The sequence below is a fragment of the Dokdonia pacifica genome (genome assembly GCF_900188275.1).
Lineage (GTDB): Bacteria > Bacteroidota > Bacteroidia > Flavobacteriales > Flavobacteriaceae > Dokdonia > Dokdonia pacifica.
The window spans coordinates 92,523-115,349 of sequence record NZ_FZNY01000004.1; the positions used below are offsets into that span (position 1 = coordinate 92,523).

The 22,827-nt window shown below is 33.5% G+C and carries 16 protein-coding genes and 1 pseudogene; 10 read left to right on the forward strand and 7 right to left on the reverse strand.

All coding sequences use genetic code 11. The features are described 5' to 3' along the window. Nucleotides 1-106 precede the first annotated feature (106 nt). The 3 genes from CHB80_RS12930 to CHB80_RS12940 all read left to right on the forward strand — a co-directional run bounded on the left by CHB80_RS12930 (nt 107) and on the right by CHB80_RS12940 (nt 9,850). On the forward strand, nt 107-6,526 hold the full coding sequence (locus CHB80_RS12930) for an alpha-2-macroglobulin family protein (RefSeq protein ID WP_089371912.1): 6,420 nt from the start codon (nt 107-109) through the stop codon (nt 6,524-6,526). A gap of 236 nt (nt 6,527-6,762) precedes the next feature. Then, nucleotides 6,763-7,290 carry an inorganic diphosphatase gene (locus CHB80_RS12935; RefSeq protein WP_089371913.1) on the forward strand — a complete coding sequence of 176 codons (528 nt, stop codon included), beginning with the start codon at nt 6,763-6,765 and terminating at the stop codon, nt 7,288-7,290. A gap of 121 nt (nt 7,291-7,411) precedes the next feature. After that, entirely contained in the window at nt 7,412-9,850 is a 2,439-nt protein-coding gene (locus CHB80_RS12940; protein WP_089371914.1) for a sodium-translocating pyrophosphatase, read from the forward strand. 73 nt (nt 9,851-9,923) lie between these two features. Here CHB80_RS12940 and CHB80_RS12945 read toward each other — a convergent pair whose 3' ends face one another. The 6 genes and pseudogenes from CHB80_RS12945 to CHB80_RS12970 all read right to left on the reverse strand — a co-directional run bounded on the left by CHB80_RS12945 (nt 9,924) and on the right by CHB80_RS12970 (nt 14,759). Continuing rightward, nucleotides 9,924-10,460 (reverse strand): hypothetical protein, encoded by a 537-nt coding sequence (locus CHB80_RS12945; RefSeq protein ID WP_143337127.1) that lies wholly within the window; start codon nt 10,458-10,460, stop codon nt 9,924-9,926. Between the two features lie 347 nt (nt 10,461-10,807). After that, nucleotides 10,808-11,422 carry a deoxynucleoside kinase gene (locus tag CHB80_RS12950; protein ID WP_089371916.1) on the reverse strand — a complete coding sequence of 205 codons (615 nt, stop codon included), beginning with the start codon at nt 11,420-11,422 and terminating at the stop codon, nt 10,808-10,810. Between the two features lie 4 nt (nt 11,423-11,426). After that, nucleotides 11,427-12,149 (reverse strand): hypothetical protein, encoded by a 723-nt coding sequence (locus tag CHB80_RS12955; protein ID WP_143337128.1) that lies wholly within the window; start codon nt 12,147-12,149, stop codon nt 11,427-11,429. Between the two features lie 145 nt (nt 12,150-12,294). Beyond that, nucleotides 12,295-12,405 (reverse strand): annotated as a pseudogene (locus tag CHB80_RS12960) (winged helix-turn-helix domain-containing protein); the annotation flags it as partial. 91 nt (nt 12,406-12,496) lie between these two features. After that, nucleotides 12,497-13,174: a response regulator transcription factor gene (locus CHB80_RS12965; protein ID WP_089371919.1), complete on the reverse strand. Its 678-nt coding sequence runs from the start codon at nt 13,172-13,174 to the stop codon at nt 12,497-12,499. Further along, on the reverse strand, nt 13,167-14,759 hold the full coding sequence (locus CHB80_RS12970) for a sensor histidine kinase (protein WP_179218162.1): 1,593 nt from the start codon (nt 14,757-14,759) through the stop codon (nt 13,167-13,169). Before CHB80_RS12970 ends, CHB80_RS12965 begins: the two co-directional genes overlap by 8 nt. A 133-nt stretch (nt 14,760-14,892) precedes the next feature. On the opposite strand from CHB80_RS12970, the gene CHB80_RS12975 reads away from it, so the two are divergent. From CHB80_RS12975 to CHB80_RS13000, 6 genes are all read left to right on the forward strand, one after another. After that, complete coding sequence (locus tag CHB80_RS12975) at nt 14,893-15,399, forward strand: hypothetical protein (protein WP_143337129.1); 507 nt, start codon at nt 14,893-14,895, stop codon at nt 15,397-15,399. A gap of 23 nt (nt 15,400-15,422) precedes the next feature. Further along, the gene (locus tag CHB80_RS12980) at nt 15,423-16,253 is read left to right on the forward strand and encodes a GLPGLI family protein (protein ID WP_089371922.1); all 831 of its coding nucleotides are present in this window, start codon (nt 15,423-15,425) and stop codon (nt 16,251-16,253) included. A 96-nt stretch (nt 16,254-16,349) separates the two neighbouring features. After that, entirely contained in the window at nt 16,350-17,264 is a 915-nt protein-coding gene (locus CHB80_RS12985; protein ID WP_089371923.1) for a GLPGLI family protein, read from the forward strand. Nucleotides 17,265-17,346: 82 nt separating this feature from the next. Then, a complete protein-coding gene (locus tag CHB80_RS12990; protein ID WP_179218163.1) occupies nt 17,347-20,115 on the forward strand; it encodes a TonB-dependent receptor in 2,769 nt (922 codons plus the stop codon). 152 nt (nt 20,116-20,267) lie between these two features. After that, nucleotides 20,268-21,050, forward strand: a complete 783-nt coding sequence (locus CHB80_RS12995; protein WP_089371924.1) for a TlpA family protein disulfide reductase — start codon at nt 20,268-20,270, stop codon at nt 21,048-21,050. Between the two features lie 93 nt (nt 21,051-21,143). After that, nucleotides 21,144-21,590 (forward strand): DUF1572 family protein, encoded by a 447-nt coding sequence (locus tag CHB80_RS13000; RefSeq protein ID WP_089371925.1) that lies wholly within the window; start codon nt 21,144-21,146, stop codon nt 21,588-21,590. A 52-nt stretch (nt 21,591-21,642) separates the two neighbouring features. Here the strand turns inward: CHB80_RS13000 and CHB80_RS13005 are convergent, their stop codons facing one another. Then, nucleotides 21,643-22,002, reverse strand: coding sequence for a hypothetical protein (locus CHB80_RS13005; RefSeq protein ID WP_089371926.1), 360 nt, complete (start codon nt 22,000-22,002; stop codon nt 21,643-21,645). 81 nt (nt 22,003-22,083) lie between these two features. On the opposite strand from CHB80_RS13005, the gene CHB80_RS13010 reads away from it, so the two are divergent. Next, on the forward strand, nt 22,084-22,695 hold the full coding sequence (locus CHB80_RS13010) for a TMEM175 family protein (RefSeq protein ID WP_089371927.1): 612 nt from the start codon (nt 22,084-22,086) through the stop codon (nt 22,693-22,695). The last annotated feature ends 132 nt before the right edge of the window (nt 22,696-22,827 follow it).

Below are 22,827 nucleotides of genomic sequence, written 5' to 3' on the forward strand. Positions count from 1 at the left end.
TAAAAACATTATTTTTCTTGTTTACTAACTCAAAACATATGTTGCCTCATTGTTATTAGCACTTATAGGTGTAGTATCTTTACTTTGGATCAAAATCCAATCAATAATGAAAACAACGTTCCTCACTCTTTTTTTTGTGTTCAGCCTTCAGCTTGTTTGTGCACAAGAATCTCCCTATCAAAAACAATGGGTAAAAATAGATACCCTAGAACTTAGAGGTCAAGTTAAAAGTGCATTGAAACTGGCAGATAATATTCGAGAGCTGAGTCGCAATAATGCACATGCCAATGATTATGTAAAAGCATCTATATTTAGATGGAAGTTTCTTAAAATTACCACAGAAGATGTTGAAAATAAAATTCTTAAAGAAATAGACGAAACTTCAGAAGGATTACCTCTTGCACAACAAGCTATTTTAAAAGTAATAAAAGCGCAGTTACTTAATGACTATTACAGTGCGAGTAGGTATAGAATCAATGAACGAACTTCGGTGTCCAAAAAAACAGAAGATATAACCTCTTGGACAGGGACAGATTTTATAAACGAAATTATACATACATACCAAGAAGCACTCCATCATAAAGAAGCACTTATTAAAACCCCAGTTTCAGATGTTGAGGAGTTTTTATTAAAAGGATTAGTGAATAGGCACTATAAGCCTACATTATATGATGTGATCGCTCAGGAGGCTATGACTTTTTATAAAAATCCATTATACGGAATCGATAGACCTGCTATTTTATTTGAGATAGATCATCCTTCTTTTTTTGATACCTCAGAAACATTCAGGAATACGGTGTTTGAAACAAAAGACACTGTAGCTTCCAGTTATAATGCCGTGAAGTTAATGCAAGATATAGAACAGGTTCATGCGCTTGATGCAGATCCTACGGCGTATGTATATGCTCAGATAGAACGACTAAAATTTGCAAAGCAATATCACGTAAATAGTACTAAAGCTGAACTGTATGGGAAGCAACTTCGTGCGCTTTCGCGAAAGCATAACACACATTTTATTCATAGTATTTTACAGGTAGAACTAGCGAGTCACTATCTGAGTTTGGCAAGAATTCAAGACTATGAAGATGGAGAACGTGACGAGATAAGCTACTATGTTAAAGCGAAAGAGATATGTACATCACTTATTGAAACATATCCAAACACAGAAGCTTCTACCCGAGCAACCTATTTACTTAGAGAAATTAATCAATTAGAACTTTCTATAAAGGTGAAGGCCGAAACATTGCCAGGAAAAGCCAATAGAATGTTTGTTAGCTATAGGAATGTAGATACACTATGCGTGAAGATTATTAAAGCTCCTACATCCTATAATATCGATAATGGCTATGGTATAGATTCAGAGTTTTGGGATATTATAAGAGGGGATAAAAATCAGAATGCTATTGTAGATTCTCTTACGTATATCTTACCAAAATCTGAAGATATGCATCGACATACTACAGAGGTGCTTCTCCCTAAATTACCGCATGGGAAGTATCTTTTTTATGTAGATAATAAAAAATTAGAAGCTACAAGAAGTTATGCTTTTGGGTTTACAGAAGTATCTCAGATAGGATATACTGTGACAGATTATGAAAGTAAAAAGATATTCCAGTTTTATAATAAAGCGTCTGGCGCTCCTTTGGAAAATGTAAAAGTGTCTTCAGAAGCTTCTTCGAGTGTCTATAATACCTCTGGAGTAACTGATGCGTTTGGAGAATATACTATAAAGAAAAGCAAATACAAAAATGGTAATTACCGTAATTTTAATGTGAGTTATACAGCTATCTATAATAACGATACCTTGCGATTTAAGAATCGCATATATCATTCTTATCGAAGAGATAGAAATGTAGAGAAAAAGTCTAAGGTAGAGGTGTTTTTAGATAGAGGGATTTATAGACCAGGACAAACTTTATTTTTTAAGGGCATCTTACTGCAAAGAGCGCATAAAAAGTCTACCATCGTATCGCAAGAGCAAGTACGATTATATATAGAAAGTAGTAATGGTGATGTATTACTAGAAAAGGAATTTGTTACTAATGAATATGGTTCTTTCTCTGGGGAGTTTGCCATTCCTAAAGATGTTCTTACGGGTCAATTTAGAATATATGTAGAAGAAGGAAATAGCGATACCGAATTTTGGAAAAGTATTTCAGATCATAGTGATGGGTACACCTATTTTAAAGTAGAAGCATATAAGCGTCCTACTTTTGAAATCACATTTGATGATATTTCAAAGGTGTATAAACCTAATGATACGATCACAATTACTGGAAATGCAAAAGCATTTTTAGGATCTAACATCACAGAAGCAAATGGAACGTATACAGTTACAAGAAGCGAAGTCTTTCGTAATTGGTATTATCGAGGGAATGTCGGAGGAGGTCGTCAGTTAGAGAATGGTATTTTTAAAACTGATGGTCAAGGGAATTTTGAAATAAAATACATCGCAGATTATGAAGGGAAATCTCCTCATACTATTTATGAGTTTGCCGTAAATGTTGAAATTACAGATATAAATGGAGAGACGCGTACAGGTGTAAAAAGCTTAAAAGTAAGTGATAAAAACCTATTGACAACGCTTGTCGTACCTGAAGAAGTAAAGGCAGGAGCATCTTTTATGGTTGAAGTTGAGAATAAAAACCTGAATGATGCTCAAGTTGCTTGTGACAATACCATAAAGATATTTAAACTAGAGACAACTAATAGAATTGTTTTCAATAGACTATGGGAAACCCCCGAATTTCAACAAATCTCTAAAGAAGACTTTCAAGAAGCATTTCCTAATGAGTTATATGATCAAGATAGTATTCCAAAGTCAAGAAGCACTTTAGTATATGAAGGTGTTTTTAAGAATCAATCTCAGTATAAGGAAGAAATCCTTGCCAATAGTTTATGGGAAGCAGGAACGTATATTTTAGAACATACGTCTCTAAGTAAAGAAGGAACTCGTCTGGTTACAGAAAAGTATTTTACATTAAATCAACCTAAGCAACAGTACCTTCCTAAAAATAAATTGTTTAGTTATGAGATCGTAAATGAGGAGCCTCAAAAAGATGGTTTTGTTGCTTTAGCACTTAAGACATCTTTAAATGACCTCTCTGTTTTTGTAAATGGATTTCATAAAAATGATAGATTTTATAGGGATGCCATACAGATAGATGGTAAAGAAACTATTGAAATAAAACTAGATGCATCTTTTGAAAAACAAGTGACCATTCGTTTAATGTATGCAAGATTTGGTCGGTTTTTTCATAAAGATGTTCCTATAGATTTATCCATTCCTAAAGATGTTCTTCAAATAGAGACACAAACATTTAGGAGTAAACTCTATCCAGATGCGAAAGAAAAATGGAGTTTTAAAATCAGAAACTCAAAAGACGAAAAGGTGCAAGCAGAAATTCTTGCGTCTATGTATGACAAATCACTAGATACCTATGCAAAAAGCTATTGGAATCGCAATTTTGATTTTAGAGAGTATACCAATCATAGAATACCGTCTTTAGAGCGTAATTATAGAGATGATTTTGTGGAAGTTTTTAGATTTAGAAACAAAGTAGGACGAAAGATTGTGCTGAATAGCAGATTTGATCGAATAAATGTATATGGATTAAATCTTCTGAGGTATAAATATGTATATGACAGCTACCTTGAAAGACAACGAATACTTCAAAAACAAGAAATTAAGATAGCTACTAGTACCGTTGGAAACCTAAAAGGAATCGTATTAGACAAGAATGGAAATCGTTTATCAAGAGCAGAAATTACCGTTAAAGGTACCCAAGTAACTACAGAAACAGACGCTAATGGAGAGTTTTCTATAAATGCAAAACAATCTGATGTTTTAGTAATTTCTAATGTGGGATATATTACTCAAGAATATGAGGTAACAAGAGATATAATGTATATAACGCTTGAGGTAGATATTACTGTAGATGGTATTGTGATTACGGCACAAGGGATAAAAAGAGAGAAAAAAGCACTAGGGTATGCTGTGAGTGTGGTAGAGTCTGAAGAAATTGAATCCATAGAGGGGCTTTCGGTTGTAGCAGATGATGTAGTTATTAGAGGATATAACTCTATTTCTCAAAATGCTTTATCAGTAACAGATTCCATAGCATATGATTATAATTCTGATAAAGCGTTACTTTATAATTCAAGAGCAGATAGCAAAAAAAGCACCTTTGATTTTAAAGGCGTTAAGATTCGTAAAAACCTTAATGAGACTGCTTTTTTCTATCCACATCTCACTACAAATCGAAGAGGGGAAGTTAAATTTACTTTTAATGCGCCTCAATTATTATCGCAATGGCGTTTTAGATTACTGGCGCATTCAAAAGACATCATCACTGGAGGGCTGGAAAAAGAAGTCATTACGCAGAAAGATCTAAGTTTAGTTCCTAATACACCCCGTTTTTTAAGAGAAGGAGATACGGTAGAGTTAAGTGCAAAAATTGCAAATCTTACGGACGAAGAAATGAAGGGTGCGGTGCAATTACAACTTTTTGATGCACTTACCATGCAGCCTATTGATGCAGTTCTTAAAAATACAAAAGCAACTCGGGAGATGGCCATTACACCCTATGGTAATACGAGTGTGTTTTGGAGGTTAGAAATTCCAGCACAAGTTCAAGCGGTGATGTATCGTATGGTTGCAAAAGCAGGCTCTTTTTCTGATGGAGAAGAAAATATACTCCCCGTTTTATCCAATAGAATGATGATTACAGAGTCTGTTCCTTTTCTTGTAAGAGCTGGAGAAGAACGAGAAGTAACCATGGATCATTTGATGCAAACAACATCAAAGACACTTATACATCAAAAGTTTGCGATGGAGTATACCTCTAATCCTTCTTGGTATGCTTTACAATCATTACCATATTTGATGGAATTTCCACATGAATGTTCTGAGCAAACCTTTTCTAGAATGTATGCAAATAGCCTTTCGGCGAAAGTACTTAACAGCAATCCTGAAATTAAAAAAGTATTTGATTCATGGAGAGGTGATGGCGTACTAAAAAGTGCTTTAGAAAAAAATGAAGAGTTAAAATCTATTCTTATTTCTGAAACTCCATGGTTACGAGATACACGTTCTGAAACCGAGCAGAAAAAACGTTTAGGATTGTTATTTGATATTCAAAAAAATGCAATAGCTCAAGAAAAGGCACTTGCTAAATTAAAAGACAAACAAAATGGCGATGGAGGATTTCCTTGGTTTTCAGGAGGAAAAAGTAATCCATATATCACAAGGCATATTGTTTCAGGAATGGGGCATTTGCAGCAACTAGGAATAGAGATAAATGCGCCAGTACTACTTGAGGAAGCTATTGATTATCTGGATATAGAACTAGAAGATGCATTAAAAGATTTTGTAAAATATAATAAGGATACAACACTGTTTTATGGGCGTAGAGATCACTTACATTTCTTATATGCTAGATCTTATTTTATTAAAGAATACCCATTGCCTGTAAAAGTTCAGGAAATCACAAATAAGTCTTTACAACTGTATAATGATACTTGGCTAAGTAAATCTACCTACGAAAAAGCACTATTAGCTTTGGTCAATTATAGACTTGGTAATGTAACAATGTCAAAAAAGATACTTACGGGTCTTAAAGAATCTGCCGTAGTATCTAAAATAAATGGGATGTATTGGAAAGATAATCGTTCTGGATGGTATTGGTATCAAGCTCCTATAGAAACACAGGCGTTACTTATAGAAGCTTTTGATGAGGTGTTACAAGATGAAGCAACGATAGAAGAGCTTAAAATATGGTTATTACAACAAAAACGCACTAGTGATTGGAAAACAACAAAAGCCACAGCTGCGGCAACGTATGCCCTTTTAATGACAGGTAATTCCTTTGCATCGCTAGATGATACGACTCAAATAGAAATGCAAACCCCAGAAAGTCAAAAACGCATGGATCAAGCCCCGAGAGAAGACGGGACAGGGTATGTAAAAGCAACTTGGAAAGGTGATGAGGTAACTATATCTCTTGCTAAGGCAACGATTAAGAATAAAGGCACTACAGTAGGTTATGGAGGCATGTATTGGCAATATTTTGAAGATTTAGACAAGATTGAAAGCACAGAAGGAGCTATTTTAAATATGTCTAAAGCATTGTTTTTGGTAGATAAGAGTGATCCTACAAAACCGTTACAAGAGATTACAGATACTAGCTTTTTACAATTAGGTCAGACCATTAAAGTTCGATTAACAGTGAATGTAAAAAGTAATATGGAATTCGTGCATCTTAAAGATATGCGAGCAAGTGGCGTAGAGCCTATAGATGTTATTTCTAGGCATAAGTATCAAGATGGACTTTCTTATTATCAAAGTACACGTGATACCGCTACACATTTCTTTTTTGATAGGTTGCCTATGGGTACTTATGTATTAGAATATGAGTTAAGAGTTAATAATAAAGGAGTATTTTCAAATGGAGTGAGTACGATTCAGAGTATGTATGCGCCTGAATTTTCTGGAAACACATCTGGAATGAAAATTACCATAGAGTAATTAACTAACCTAAACTTAACATGCCATTCCTTGGCTATATCGTCGTTTCAGTGTATTTTTGCACCCCGAAAACGAAGAACACATCCTTTTTAGGTATTTAAATAATTGGTTTTCAATTGTTTAATTGTGTTTGTGAAATTTCTGGGTACGCTTTCGCGAAAGCGTATAAAAGCAAATGACCTTTGTGTCAATTAAATATGATTTTTGTGAGAACAAAAGTCGAATGAAATTAGAGTATGACAGCAGATAAAATAAAGACCTTTGATGTGCTTATAGAGATTCCTAAAGGGAGTCGTAATAAGTATGAGTACGATTTTGAGTTGAAGAAAATACGTTACGATCGTATGATTTTTTCATCAATGATGTATCCTGCAGATTATGGTTTTGTGCCAGAAACACTTGCTTTAGATGGAGATCCATTAGATGTATTAGTGTTAGTGACAGAGCCTACGTTTCCAGGATGTGTGATTGAAGTAAAGCCTATAGGTGTTTTTCACATGGCCGATGAAAAAGGACCAGATGAAAAAGTAATATGTGTACCTGTAAGTGATCCAATTGCTAGTAGAGTAAATGATCTTTCTGAATTAAATCCACATTTGATTAAAGAGATTGAGCATTTTTTCCAAGTATATAAAGATCTTGAAGAGAAAAAAGTAGATGTAGGTGGATGGGGAGATGTACATGAAGCAAAAGAAATTGTTGCAAAATGTATAGAACGTTATCAAGATAGTGACGTACCACGTAGTGAAGTAAGTATCTACTAGATTACATTTTTTAAAAGAATTAGCCTTTAGCCACAATCCTTTGGATTGAGGCTTTTTTTGTTCGCTCTGATTTGCTACATTAGCGACGCTTAAAAAATAATTAAACCAAAAAGAATATTATATGGAATCAATGATGATTTATATGCCTATTGCAATGGCAGTGCTAGGGCTAATTTATATGGCAATAAAACGCTCTTGGGTACTAAAACAAGATGCAGGAGATGGAAAGATGAAAGAAATTTCAGATTACATCTATGAAGGAGCATTAGCTTTCTTAAGTGCCGAGTATAGATTACTTGCCATTTTTGTAGTTATTGTAAGTGTATTACTAACCATAGTTTCTTTTGTGGTACCTACAACCCATTGGCTTATTGTAATTGCATTTATTTTTGGTGCTATATTTTCTGCATATGCAGGAAATGTAGGAATGAAGATTGCTACAAAAACGAATGTAAGAACAACACAAGCGGCACGTACAAGTTTACCTAATGCCTTAAAAATCTCTTTTGGAGGTGGAACTGTAATGGGATTAGGAGTTGCAGGACTGGCTGTATTAGGATTGACAGCTTTCTTTATTGTCTTCTATAAATTTGTTTTCATGCCAGATGGATGGACAAATACGGGAGATATGACGATCGTATTAGAAACCTTAGCTGGGTTTTCTTTAGGAGCAGAATCTATTGCACTTTTTGCACGTGTAGGTGGAGGTATTTATACCAAAGCAGCCGATGTAGGAGCCGATCTTGTAGGTAAAGTAGAAGCAGGAATTCCTGAAGATGATCCTCGTAACCCAGCAACCATTGCTGATAACGTAGGAGATAATGTAGGAGATGTTGCAGGAATGGGAGCCGATTTATTTGGATCGTATGTAGCAACAGTACTTGCTGCAATGGTATTAGGAAATTATGTGATTAAAGATATGGGCGGAAGTATTGCTGATGCCTTTGGAGGAATAGGACCTATTTTATTACCTATGGCAATTGCAGGAGCAGGTATTATTATTTCTATTATAGGAACAATGCTTGTTAAGATAAATAGTAACGATGCAAAAGAAGCACAAGTAATGGGTGCTCTTAATAAAGGAAACTGGACTTCTATTATTTTAGTAGCATTAGCATGTTTTGGATTATGTACTTGGATGCTTCCAGAAACGATGAATATGGAGTTCTTTGGAGAAGGATTACAAGAAATTTCTGCAATGCGTGTGTTTTATGCAACACTTGTAGGACTTGTAGTGGGTGCAGTGATTTCTTCGGTGACAGAATATTATACAGGACTAGGAAAAGCTCCAATTTTAAAAATAGTACAACAATCTAGTACTGGAGCAGGAACAAATATTATTGCAGGTTTAGCAACAGGTATGATTTCTACATTCCCATCTGTATTGTTATTTGCAGGTGCTATTTGGGCATCATATGCATTTGCAGGATTCTATGGAGTAGCACTTGCTGCTTCTGCTATGATGGCAACTACGGCAATGCAATTAGCTATTGACGCATTCGGACCTATATCTGATAATGCTGGTGGAATTGCTGAAATGAGTGAGCAAGAACCTATTGTACGTGAGCGTACAGATATTTTGGATTCTGTAGGAAATACAACTGCAGCAACTGGAAAAGGATTTGCAATTGCTTCGGCGGCATTAACTTCTCTAGCTTTATTTGCAGCTTATGTAACATTTACAGGAATAGACGGAATTAACATATTTAAAGCACCCGTGCTTGCAATGCTTTTTGTAGGAGGAATGGTACCTGTGGTATTTTCTGCTCTTGCAATGAATGCAGTAGGAAAAGCTGCTATGGAGATGGTACAGGAAGTACGCCGTCAGTTTAAAGCGATTCCTGGAATTATGGAAGGTACTGGAAAACCAGAATATGATAAGTGTGTAGCTATCTCAACACAAGCTTCTTTAAAGCAAATGATGTTGCCTGGGTTATTAACGATAGGTTTCCCATTAGTAATTGCTTTTGTTCCTTTATTATTTGGAATGGATAATTTAGCGATTGCAGAAATGTTAGGAGGCTATATGGCTGGAGTTACTGTAAGTGGTGTTCTTTGGGCAATTTTCCAAAACAATGCAGGAGGTGCTTGGGATAATGCTAAGAAATCTTTTGAAGCAGGTGTAGAGATTAATGGAGAAATGACATATAAAGGATCTGATGCACATAAAGCAGCTGTAACTGGAGATACTGTTGGAGATCCATTTAAAGATACTTCTGGGCCATCTATGAATATCCTTATCAAACTTACATGTTTAATAGGTCTAGTAATTGCTCCAATACTTGGAGGACATACAGAGGATGGTATTGCCTTAACAGAAGTTCAAGAAATTGAAGTTATAGCAAATACAACTTCAGATAAAGAAGTAGAAAAGAAAATAGAGGTTAATATGAATGCTGGAGATGACGGACAAGCGAAAGCTACAGTAATAACCACAGTTACTAAAGACGGGCAAACTACTAAAGAAGAAAAGGTATATGAAGGAACTACAGAAGAAGTGAAAGCTGCTGTAGAATCAGTAGAAAAAAATGTTACTATTAAAGTAAAAAAAGGGAAATAAAACCCTGTTTTAATATCAAGTAAAAAAGCGAGCTATTAGCTCGCTTTTTTTGTTCAAATAGCTTTTTACTAGTTTATCTTGTATACGTAAAAACAGAATTTTTAACTAGTGTTTCAGAAACTCCATTTATGGTTGTGGTTGTACTTTCATCTATTTCCATAATGAGTGAATCATTAGTGAGCTCTGAAATAGTTGCTGTGATTATCTTATTATCAGCAGTCATAGTTAATTCACTATCTACAAGATTCCAATTGGTAGAAGAAGTTATTAAATTTAAATTAGTAACCACTCTAGAAGAAGTTTCGTCATCTGATGTTGTTACTTCTTCGATGGAATATAATCCTTCTCCTGTTACCATATCAGGATCTTGTGTAAAAGTAATGGTGTATGTTCCATCAAAATTAGTTCCTTCTATTTCTTGAGTAGTTGTGATACCACCACTAATTGTAGTAATAGTACCAGAGTACGATACATCAATTCCAGTCCATGTTCCTATAAGATCAGGATTTGCTATTAAAGAATTTTCTGTGTCAGGATTAATTGCATCTGTCGAGCAGGAAAAAATTGTAAACACCAAAAGTGTCATTAGGGATAACTTAAAAATATTCATAATAATTTGGGGTTTTTATGAGCTCGCAAAACTACTCAATTTTAATGTTCTAATCTAGAATATATTAACATTTCTCTCAAAAACATCGATAAAAACACGCTTAATGACGATGAAATGCTTAAAATTTGTAAGATAATTCCGATTTTATCTTTTAGAATTCATGTTTTGTAGTTGACTAGGTAATTTCATGAATAACAAAAGAAGTAAGGATCATCACAAGAATGATGATCTCGAGTAATCGTAAAATTATTGTGAATTTGATTTAATTAAGGCGTAAATAACGATACATATTTCCTATACGATATATAGAAAACACGAGAAATACCTCTAATAAACTGGTAAAAGATTTAGAATAATCCGTGTAATTGCGCGTCAATTTTATTGATAATTTCTCCTAAATCTTCTGGATTATCTACAAAGTTGATATTATCTACATCTATAATGAGGAGTTTTCCTTTTTTATAATCATGTATCCAAGCTTCATAACGCTCATTAAGTCTGCTCAAATAATCTATACTTATAGAGTTTTCATAATCACGTCCTCGTTTATGAATTTGAGAGACAAGATTAGGAATAGAACTACGTAAATAAATCATTAAATCTGGCGGGTCTACAACACTTTCCATTAAATCAAAAAGAGAACGATAGTTATGAAAATCACGATTTGTCAAAAGCCCCATGGCATGCAAGTTAGGGGCAAAAATAAATGCATCTTCATAAATAGTTCGATCTTGAATAATACTTTTTTTGCTATTTCGAATCTCTAATAACTGACGGAAACGACTATTTAAGAAGTATACTTGTAGATTAAATGACCAACGCTCCATAGCATTATAAAAATCATCTAAATATGGGTTGTCTACCACATCTTCAAATTGCGGAGTCCATTTATAATGTTTAGCAAGAAGTCTTGTGAGCGTTGTTTTTCCTGCTCCTATATTACCGGCGATTGCAATGTGCATTAGATTATTCTTTTGATAGATTGAGTCTGTAAGTCGTCAAAATTTGACCATCGTAAATATAAAGGATTTCATCCTTGATCGAAAACTGTTTTACTTTAATTTCTGGAATTTCTAGATTTGAAAATGTTGGAGCATTTTTTTTACTATAAAAAAGTTTTTCTTCAGCTATTGCAAAAATAGATTCGTTATAGATCGTAATTGCTTCTAGTGAAGTTTCAATAGGGAAGGAGTTAATTAAACTACCATATACTGTATAAGAGTCTATAGCTTCATTGGTTTTTACCCAACATACATTAAAATTGCTAGTAAGTTCTATGGTAGGTAAAACTGTAGGAGGAAATTCTATAATGACTTTATTTTGGTTATAATCAAATAATTCCAGTCGTTGTATGTCAGTATTGTATATCCATAAACGTCTATCTCCTGCATTGGTAGCATGGCTGATATTTCTAAAATTTTCTATAGCACTAAAATTAATCCGTCTAATCTCGGCTAATGTATTATCGAGAATAACGACCGTATTTGATTCTTTATAAAAAATTACAATTTTTAGAGGGTTTATAATATCTACGGTAGTGATTTGCCCTAAATTTAAAGCCGCATATTCAATAATTCCAGTATCACTTTTTTTATATAAAGTACTTTTAGATGTATAATAAAGATTTTGAAAATTATCGGCGCCAATAAATGAATCGCTTTTTAATGAAATCTCTTTCAATTTTGTCACACTATAGGATTGTGCCACAGCAATGCTTTGAAAACATAAAAAAAGAAAAAGGGCAGCGACTCTCATATAGTAAGCAAAGTACAAAAATCTAGCCGTTTTTTAAGTACGCTTTCGCGAAAGCGTATACAGAAGCGTTCCTATTAGATTAACATATGAGTTTATATCCATATCCTCTTACATTAACAATAGAAATAGCAGGATCTTCTTTTAGTTTTTTACGCAGTTTGGTAATAAATACATCCATAGACCTTCCGCTAAGAAGAAGTTTTTTTAGGTAACGGAAAGTTTTTTGATTTTTGTGCTACGCATGTTACAAAAATCAGAAAACAACCACCCCGTTTATGGGATTAGCATATGAGTTTATATCCATATCCTCTTACATTAACAATAGAGATAGCAGGATCTTCTTTGAGTTTTTTACGAAGTTTTGTGATAAATACATCCATAGACCTTCCGCTAAAAAAATCATCATCACCCCATAATTTTTTGAGGATGAGGGAGCGGTCAAGAACTTGGTTTTTGTTTTTATATAGATGGAATAAAAGATGTGCTTCACGATGGGTGAGGTTTTGTTCACTTTCGCGAAAGCGTAATACCTGTTTAGGAAACTCAAAAATATATTCACCTATTTTCAAAGTGTCGGCATTTTTTTGTTCTAAACTTCTGTTAAGTAGGTTATTGATACGCGCAATAAGTTCTTCTATACTAAAAGGTTTCTTTACATAATCATTCCCTCCAATACTAAACCCTTCTACAACATCTGAGGTTTGAGACTTTGCAGTAAGGAATATGATAGGAATTGTATCATCTACTTTTCGGATTTCTTTTGCCACAGTAAAGCCATCCATTTTGGGCATCATGACATCTAAAACAACAATGGCAGGTTGATGATCTGTATAAGTTTGTAATGCTTCCTGACCATCCGCACATAAGGTTACGTCAAAATCACGAGTTTCTAAACTCTCCTTTACAATTTGACCTAATGCAGGCTCGTCTTCGGCGAGAAGTAATTTTATTTTAGACATATGGTAAAAGAATTTTAAAACGTGTTGGATTTGTATCTACTGTAATAGTACCCTGATGTTTTTCTATAATCACTTTAGTGTAATAAAGACCTATTCCAAAGCCTTTCACATCGTGCGTATTTCCTTTAGGAACGCGATAGAATTTTTCAAAAATTTGAGTTACTTGAGTTTTTGTAAGGGTATTTCCAGAATCTGAAATTGTAATTTCTACATTTGATTTTAATTTTTGAATAGCTATTTGAATGCTATTACCACCATATTTTAAAGCATTATCTACAATGTTATCTAAGGCATTTTCCATATGGAAAGCATCTATTGGAATCCAAATATTATCTTCTTCTGTTTGAAAGGAAATTTCTTTCTCGTTGTGTGTTGCTGTATATTTTTGGTGTATGGCTTCAAGAAGATCAACCATATTTGTTTCTTGCTTGTTTAATGCTAATGCCTCACTATTTATAGTAGCCGTTTCTAATAATTTTTCAACCATTTCATTGAGTTTGCCTACCTGTTGTGAAGACATTTCTACATATTTTTTTGTCTTCTCCATATCATTAGAAGCATTAAAATGCTGGATACTTTCCATGGCAACTCCTATAGTAGCAATAGGAGTTTTAAACTCATGCGTCATATTACTAATAAAATCATTCTTTATTTCAGCAAGTTGTTTTTGTTGCTGTATAATATGTAAGAGATATAGTAAACTTCCTATAACAGCAGCTAGTAATAATATGGATAATGAGATGCCCAATAGATTTCTTTTTAAAACTACGCCTGCGATATTTTGAACACCAGCTTTTAAGATATTTCCTTCAGGCAATAGTAATGAAGATGAAATAACGACAATCTCATCTTGTAACTTTGTTATAGTATCACCATATGTAATATTATACTTAGTAGAAATACTCTTTCTTGATAATTCATTTGAAAATAAGGAATCAATAGTTGAAACATCTACAGTATCATCCGTAAAAGAAAGCACGATTCGAGTAGTTAAATCTTGAAGCGCATTGGTGCGTAAAGAATCTCCTGTTATTGTTTTTCCCCATCGGTATACAGTATCGTTGTGTGTGCGATTATTTAATCTTTTTAAAATAGTATCTAAACCTTGACCATCTGTACTTTTTATGGTGAATGAACTCTTAGAATTTGGAGAACCTATTTCATAGTTATTCTGTTGAAAGGTAGCTAGAGACTTAGAAGAATGCTGAATGATAGAATCTATTTCTTGAGAAGTAGCACCTTCAATGGTAAGGTAATCACCAGCAATTATAGAATCTGTAATAACAATAGATGCTAGGTTATTAGAAATGCCACTAGCCGTACGTTCTGTAAAATTTTTAAAACGAGCTGACGTAAAAAAATCTTTTGGATTCGTTTCATTACTAAAAAAACCTAAGGTGTTTTGAGCCGCTTTATTTTCATAATAAATACTTACTGCGTCATCTAAACTTGCTTGCACATCATTTACAAGTTGTTGTTTTCCAACTTGATAATTTTTGTAATTCCAATATACTTGTATTGCTAGCGTAATTAAGATCACACTACTTATAAAGTATAATATGGCTTTATAATTTCTTTCTTGCATACCCCAAAAGTAGGTGGTTACCATCTTGAAAAAAAATCGGTTAACACTCGTTAACGTTGGTTAACGTAAATATCAATTAGAGATATGCACATTTGTAGTGTTAAAAATGTATAACTATTAAAACAAAACACATATGAAAACTTTAATAACTCTTATGATCTTATTGTGTGCAACAACAGTAAGTATGGCACAAAGTACGGTAACAAAAGAAGTAATAACAAAGACAGAAGGAGAAGACGGAAAAGAAAGTAAAACTGTCACTAAGTATAAGATTATCACTACTAAGGATATAGATGTAGATATTGATGAAGATACTATGAAGGAAGGTACATTAAAGAAATTAATAGAAGTACTTTCAGAATTTGAAGAAGGCGATAGTACACATGAAAAGGTTGTTGTTAAAACAATTGATATTTCAGATGACGAATCAAAATCATATAAAGTTAAGATTCTTTCAAATGGTGAAGTAAAAACTTTAGAAGGATCGGAAGATTTTGATTTAGATGAGATTAAAATTAAAATGAAAGAACTTTCTGCAAAATTAGAAGATAGTGATGCGATTAAACTTGTGTTGAAGACTATCGAAGAGGTTGAGGAGAAAATGGAAAAGGAGGAGAAAGAAGAAAAAAAGAAAAACTAAAAATTATATAACTTTACCATATCATGAAAAATATCATCTTATTTATTTTAGTATTCGCTTTCGCGAAAGCGCACTCACAAAACATTCAAGGGGTAGCTACTTATCAAACCCAACGTCATGTAGATATAAAAATGGATAGCACTTCTGGGATGAATGACGAAATGCAGAAATCAATTCAAGAGCAATTACGTAAGCAATTTCAAAAAGAATATACCTTATCTTTTAATGATGCAGCCGCTATATGGAAAGAAGAAGCAACACTTGATAAACCACAAGCACCTTCTAGTTCTGGAATTAGTATCGTAATAAGCGGGAATAGTGATATTTTATATCAAAACATCAAAGATCAAACCTATACACAGCAAAGTGATTTGATGGGAAAACAATTTCTTGTAGAGGATAAACTTGAAAAGCCTGAGTGGAAACTTGAAAAAGAGACAAAAAATATAGGACAATACACCTGTTTTAAAGCCACTTTAACTGAAGAAGTTGAAGAGCGATCTTTTGAAAGTGTAAATGGAGAAGGAGAGGAGAACGTAAAAATGGTAGAAAAAGTAACTACTGCATGGTACACACTTGATATTCCAGTACAACACGGGCCTGATGATTTTTGGGGATTACCAGGACTGATCTTAGAAGTAAACGATGGTAAAATGGCAATGATGTGTACTCAGGTTGTTATTAATCCTAAAGAAGGTGTTACCCTTGAAATCCCTACAAAAGGGAAGAAGGTTAATGAAGCAGAATATGAAAAAATCTCTGAAGAAAAAGCAAAAGAAATGATGGAGCGTTATCAGGGAGGCGGAAGAAAAAAAGGAGAAAACAGCACATTCTCAATCCGAATAGGCGGATAAGTAAAATCGCTTAAAATCATAAAGTATTCTTAAAAAAAAGATGTCGCCTAAACTTTGGTTTAATTTTATAGTCTAACGGACTAAACAATCTAAACTATGGTTTTCAAAAATATACGAAGTGTTATCATGCTATTTATAAGCTTGTTTGCACTTACTACCTATGCTCAAAATGTAGAAGGAGTTGCTACTTACCAAACCAAGACAACAATAGATATGTCTCGTTTTACAAGAGATGGACAGCAAATGTCTGAGCAACGTAAAAAACAAATTATGGAACGTATGAAAAACTTTCTTGAAAAAGAGTTTACACTTACGTTTACCAATAATGAATCCTTTTATAAAGAAGAAGAAAAACTAGCAACGCCAGGACAAGGCGGAGGTGGTCGTTTTGGCGGTAGTTTTTCCCAAGGAGGTATTTATAAAAACATAAAAGAAAATACATATGCTCGTGAAAACGATATGTTTGGAAAAGTGTTTTTAGTCAATGATACTATCAATAATTTACAATGGGAACTAGTAAAAGAGAGCAAGATGATAGGGCAGTATCCTGTTTTTAAAGCTGTAGCAACAAGGAAAATTGAACAAAACCTATTTAGTAGATTAGGCCGTAGAGGTAGAAATAATCGATCTCAAAATCAAAAAGAGAATGATACTTTAAAGACTGCAAATGCAGATGATAAAGTTGCTGAAGTGGAAGAACCAAAAACAGAAACAATTACCGCATGGTATACGCCTATGATCCCAGCAAGTCATGGTCCAGATGATTTTGGTGGTCTTCCAGGTTTAATTTTAGAGTTAAGTACGAGTAATACAACAATGCTATGTACAAAAGTTGTATTGAATCCTAAAGAAGAAATTGTTATTGAAGTTCCTGAAAAAGGTAAGAAAGTAACAAGAGAAGAGTATGCAGAAATTGTTGAAGAAAAAGCAAAAGAAATGGCCGAACGCTTTGGAGGAGGAAATCGTCGTGGAGGCGGTGGTCGTCGTGGAGGCGGTAGATTTGGAGGATAACTAATAGGTTTATAAAGTAATAAATAATAGGGATTTCAAGCACCAACCTTGCTTGAATTACTAACCAATACACACAATCAAAATGCGTTTAAAAACTATAATTTTGGCGTTGCTTTTTGCAATGCCCATGGGTCTTTTTGCTCAAAGTATAGAACTTAGAGGTACTGTAAAAGACAGTATAGGAAATCCATTAGAACTAGCAAATATTATTGCAACAAATAAAGCTGAAGGAACCCTAGAATCCTATGGTATTACAGATGCTCAAGGGAGATATAAATTAGAATTGGCTGTAAATACAACCTATGAGTTAAAAGTAAGTTTTCTAGGGTTAAAGTCAGAAATTGTAGACTATACAGTGTCTGAAAATGCGCAAGATGATACAAAAGACTTTATATTAATATCTGACCCTAATCAATTAGATAATGTAGAGCTCGTTTATGAAATGCCCGTGTCTGTAAAAGGAGATACGATTGTTTATAATACCGATAGTTTTACAAATGGAAATGAAAAGAAACTAGGAGATGTTTTAAAGAAACTTCCTGGTGTTGAGGTAACCGATGATGGAGAAATAGAGGTAGATGGACAGACAGTTTCTAAAGTAATGATAGAAGGAAAAGATTTTTTTGATGGAGATAGTAAACTGGCAACACAAAACATTCCTGCAGATGCACTTAAAAAAGTAGAAGTCCTAAAGAACTATAATGAAGTTTCTCAAATGAGAGGCTTAGGAAATGACCAAGATAATATTGCGATTAATCTAAAATTAAAAGAAGGAAAGAAAAACTTCTGGTTTGGAGATATTACAACAGGAGTAGGAGAAGGGGATGATGAATTTAGATATACCGTAAAACCCAAGTTGTTTTATTACAGTCCAAAAGGAAGTATTAATGTGATTGGAAACTTCAATAATACTGGAGAGGTTCCTTTTACATTTAGAGATTATTTCAATTTTACAGGAGGATTTAGAGGTTTTAATAGACGGGGTGGAACTTCGTTTAATATCTCTGATGGCGGACTAGGGTTTTTAACTACTCAAAACAACAGAGCCAATGAGATAGAATCAGATTTTATTGGAGCTAACTTTACATATAGCCCTTCTAAAACATGGGACATCAGCGGATTTACAATTTTAAATGATGGCCGTACTAACTTTATAAATAATTCTTTAAACACCTTTATAAACGGAGGAGTTTCTCAAGAATTTAATGAAGAAAGTGATCAGCGTAATCAATTAGGAATGGTAAAATTTAGTGCTGTCCATAAACCTAGTACAAATCTTCAGGTAGATTATGATATACTAGCCAAACTATCCAAACAAACAGAATTTTCTGATGGTACTTCGATAGAGCGATTTACAGATGCAGATGGGAATTTTGTAGAGCAAGTTGATAATGTAGATCAAAGCAAAGAAAATAGTCCGTTTTCTATTAATCAGAATTTAAATGTGTATTACACACTAGATGAGAATAATATATTTGCGGCTACAGTACAACACCTTTTCCAAGAAGAAGATCCTTTTTATAACGCATTGGTAAGCCAGCAACCTTTCCAATCTGTATTGCCTTTAACCACAGAAGGACAAGATCTTTTTAATGTAAATCAAGATAAAACGATCCGCTCTAATAAGCTAGATGCAAAAATAGATTACTATTATGTGATTAATAATAAGAGTAATATCAATTTAACATTTGGAAGTACGTTAAGTAGACAAGATTTTAACTCTAATATCTTCCAACTTTTAGAAGGAAATGGACGTGAAGATTTTGAGAATTCGTTACCAGACCCAGATACAGGAGAAGTAGCTTCATTAGGAAATGATGTACAGTTTAATTTTAGTGATTGGTTTTTAGGCGCTCATTATAAATTTAAAACAGGTATTTACACCTTTACTCCTGGACTTACATTACATAGATACGGTATTAAAAGTGATCAAGCTGGTCTTATAACAGAAGACAACCAGTGGTTAGTATTACCAGACTTTTTTGCAATAGCACAATTTGCACAAAGCAAAAGATTACAATTAAACTATCAAGTAACTGCGCAATACACAGATGTGAGTAACTATGCAGAGGGATTAGTATTTAATAATTTTAACCGCTTGTTTAGAGGAAATAGAAATCTTGAAAATGCCCTTTTTCATAATGTAAACTTAAACTACTTTAGTTTTAGTATGTTCAATTTCACAAGCATTTTTGGAGGAGTAAATTATAGTAGACGTATAGACCCTGTAAAGACAGCAGGGATATTTCAAGGAATTGATCAAATTTCATCTCCAATAAACAATACAAATTTTGTAGACGAAACCTACGGAGGGAATGCTCGTTTTTCAAAAACATTCAAAAAAATGAAATGGAATGTACGAGGAAACGTTTCTTGGAGTGATCTTAATAATGTGATTAATGGTCAAGACCGTAATACTAAAAACTTCACGCAAAACTATCAAACGAGTTTAGAAACCAATTTTAAAGAAGCTCCTAATTTTGAAGTAGGATATAACTATACAAGTACTCGCTCTGATAATGGATTTACAGATCGTACATTCATTACCAATAGACCTTTTGCAAATATGGAAATAAACTTTCTGAAAGGATTTACATTTACAGCAGATTGGAGCTATTTTGATTATGATGACAATGATGATAGTACAGATTTGAGTAATACATATCAGTTTTTAGAAACCAATCTGTATTACCAAAAACCAGAGAGTAAATGGGAGTTTAGAGTACAAGCAACCAACTTGCTCGATGTGGATGTGATTAGTAATAACAGTGTAAATGATATTTTGATTTCTAATACAGAGTATTTTGTTCAACCTCGTTATGTTATCTTTACAGTAAAGTATAATTTGTAATATACTTTTTACGCTTTCGCGAAAGCGTATTTCAGCTTTCAAGAAGTTTATACTGAGCGAAGTCGAAGTGCGAAAGCGTATTTCAGCTTTCAAGAAGTTTATGCTGAGCGAAGTCGAAGTACGAAAGCGTATGTAAAAACTGTAAACACATTATGATGAGAACTAAAACAATCCTACGAGTAGCATGTGTCTGTATACTATTTGTACTAGCTTCATGCAAAAATGAAACAACATCAAATAAAACATCATTTTTAGATGGTCTAACAGAAATTCCTGAAAGTGAATGGAGTCAATATGCAACTGGATTTGATGACTTAACATTTTATTCTCCAGAAGGAAACCTTCTAGATAAAGAGCAATCTGATGGTTATTTTTCTGAAGGGTCACAACCTATTTTATACAAGGATGCCAATGATAAGTTAGCATTAGGAGTAGTAGGACCAGCTACAGAAGATGAAAAAAAGGCAATGAAGGAGATGATGGCTTCGTTTGAAGAACGAGAAGCAAAAATGCAAGAAGTTATTGGAACTCCTGCAAAACCCTTTGATATGTTAGATTATGAAGGAAAGCAAGTCACCTCAGAAGGATTAAAGGGGAAAGTAACAGTGGTTAATTTTTGGTTTAAAGAATGCAAACCTTGTATACATGAAATGCCAGAACTTAATGAGCTGGTAGCAACTTATAAAGATAATCCTAATGTGCAATTCATAGGGTTTTCGACAACCGCAAAAGACCGTTTGCCTTCTTTCTTTGAAAAACATACGTTTGATTACCGTATTGTTCCAGATAGTATGCCCTATGCCATGGAAAATGGTATTACAGGATATCCTACCAACATGGTAATAGATCAAGAAGGAAATATTGCCTTCCTGAAAACAGGATTTAAAACTGGTATTGCCGATAATATAAAAGAAGAAATAGAGAATCTTCTATAATAAACAGCACACATAAAATAAGAAAGACATCTATTTTTAGATGTCTTTCTTATTTTGTTTTCTTACTTTTAGAAATATAGAAAACTATCATATATGGCTATAGCAACACTACAACAGCTTTATAAAAGAGACCTTATAAGGCTTAAAACAGAAATTACTTCCTATTCCAAAGAAGAAAACCTCTGGATAGTAGATGGAGCTATTGCAAATTCAGGCGGTAACCTTTGTTTGCATTTGATAGGAAACCTTAATGCATTTATAGGTGCACAAATAGGAAAAACAGATTATGTACGTGATCGTGAGTTCGAATTCTCAGGCAAGAATGTTCCTGTCCAAACATTGGTACATCAAATAGACGAGACATTACAAGTTGTGCAAGAAGCATTGGCCCTTGTAGACCAGGATATGCTTTCTTCAGAATATCCTATTCAAGTATTTAAAGAAAAAATGACCTATGAATTCTTTTTAATACACCTATCATCACATCTTACCTATCACTTAGGGCAAATTAATTACCATAGACGTTTATTGGATAAATAATTTATGGGTATCACCAAAGGGTTAAATACTTCAAATCTTGTCCCGAAGTAGGTTATTGCTCTATTTTAACAGGTATTGGTCCGCCATTTCTAATCCATCCACCTCCTATTTCGTCTAGATTGATATCCAATTCATCACTTGTATTAATACGGCGTAAATCTACTCTCAACTCATCATAAGTGTCAATGTTTTTGATATTTACATCCAGCTGTTCTGTGTTCACTAAACGCACGTTAATAGACCCATCTTCATTTACAGGAACAAGCCCATAGTTACTATTTACAACAGGAATATCTGTATGTGTTGACCCTGCATGTGCTTGAGGAATAATAGCGATATCTTTTAATACAATAATAGAAAGCGCCACCGCTATTACTGTAAGTATACTTTTTGTGTATAGATCAGTTTTCATAAGGATATTGTTTTTTAATTAGTAGTTGAATGTAATCAAAAATAAAGCCATATCTTTTCTGTAGCTAACTATTCATAATCTATGAAAGAAATTACATATGATAAGAATCGTGTCATTAATTTTAGTGATGCGGTATTTTCTATAGTCATGACGCTTCTTATTTTAGAAGTAGCCGTACCCTCTGCAAATGCCATTAGTACTACAAAATTTACTACGTTACTATCTAATAGGATTCCCGATTTTATTGGTCTTATTGTGAGTTTCTTGGTAAGTGCACTTTATTGGATAGGCCATCTTAAATTAATGAAATACGTAAGTGTTGTTAAAGGAAAGCTATTATGGCTCACTATTTTCTTTTTACTTTCTATTGTTATACTACCTTTTTCTACAGCGATGTATGTAAATGGATTTAATCATGCAGGTCCTTTTATATTTTATTGTATTAATCTTGCGGTTATCGGATTCTTTAATTTATGGATGTTACGTTATGTATACTATCAAGAGAAACAGAAAACAGGATTTACTAGAATCTATTACCGTTGGTATCGTGCACGTGGTTTAAATGTAATGGTAGTGTGGATAGTTGCCTCTTTAATTGCTTCTGCATTGCCGCTAGGTTCTCGATTGATATTCTTACTGTTATTTGTTTTTCAGTTTTTTATAGATCGTCGTTTTAAGCGAAAAATAAAGTAGTAGATACTATTAAATGAATGGTTTTATACGCTTTCGCGAAAGCGTAATTAGTAACAAAAAAAGCCATCTAAAAAGATAGGTTTTTGTTAAAGCATATATTTATGATAGAAATGAAAAAGAGTGTCTGAAAAG

Bases quoted from the DNA above. Each gene is read 5' to 3' on its own strand.
- CHB80_RS12930 (WP_089371912.1), top strand. From the start codon at position 107: ATGAAAACAACGTTCCTCACTCTTTTTTTTGTGTTCAGCCTTCAGCTT.
- CHB80_RS12935 (WP_089371913.1), top strand. From the start codon at position 6,763: ATGACAGCAGATAAAATAAAGACCTTTGATGTGCTTATAGAGATTCCT.
- CHB80_RS12940 (WP_089371914.1), top strand. From the start codon at position 7,412: ATGGAATCAATGATGATTTATATGCCTATTGCAATGGCAGTGCTAGGG.
- CHB80_RS12945 (WP_143337127.1), bottom strand. From the start codon at position 10,460: ATGAATATTTTTAAGTTATCCCTAATGACACTTTTGGTGTTTACAATT.
- CHB80_RS12950 (WP_089371916.1), bottom strand. From the start codon at position 11,422: ATGCACATTGCAATCGCCGGTAATATAGGAGCAGGAAAAACAACGCTC.
- CHB80_RS12965 (WP_089371919.1), bottom strand. From the start codon at position 13,174: ATGTCTAAAATAAAATTACTTCTCGCCGAAGACGAGCCTGCATTAGGT.
- CHB80_RS12970 (WP_179218162.1), bottom strand. From the start codon at position 14,759: ATGCAAGAAAGAAATTATAAAGCCATATTATACTTTATAAGTAGTGTG.
- CHB80_RS12975 (WP_143337129.1), top strand. From the start codon at position 14,893: ATGAAAACTTTAATAACTCTTATGATCTTATTGTGTGCAACAACAGTA.
- CHB80_RS12980 (WP_089371922.1), top strand. From the start codon at position 15,423: ATGAAAAATATCATCTTATTTATTTTAGTATTCGCTTTCGCGAAAGCG.
- CHB80_RS12985 (WP_089371923.1), top strand. From the start codon at position 16,350: ATGGTTTTCAAAAATATACGAAGTGTTATCATGCTATTTATAAGCTTG.
- CHB80_RS12990 (WP_179218163.1), top strand. From the start codon at position 17,347: ATGCGTTTAAAAACTATAATTTTGGCGTTGCTTTTTGCAATGCCCATG.
- CHB80_RS12995 (WP_089371924.1), top strand. From the start codon at position 20,268: ATGATGAGAACTAAAACAATCCTACGAGTAGCATGTGTCTGTATACTA.
- CHB80_RS13000 (WP_089371925.1), top strand. From the start codon at position 21,144: ATGGCTATAGCAACACTACAACAGCTTTATAAAAGAGACCTTATAAGG.
- CHB80_RS13005 (WP_089371926.1), bottom strand. From the start codon at position 22,002: ATGAAAACTGATCTATACACAAAAAGTATACTTACAGTAATAGCGGTG.
- CHB80_RS13010 (WP_089371927.1), top strand. From the start codon at position 22,084: ATGAAAGAAATTACATATGATAAGAATCGTGTCATTAATTTTAGTGAT.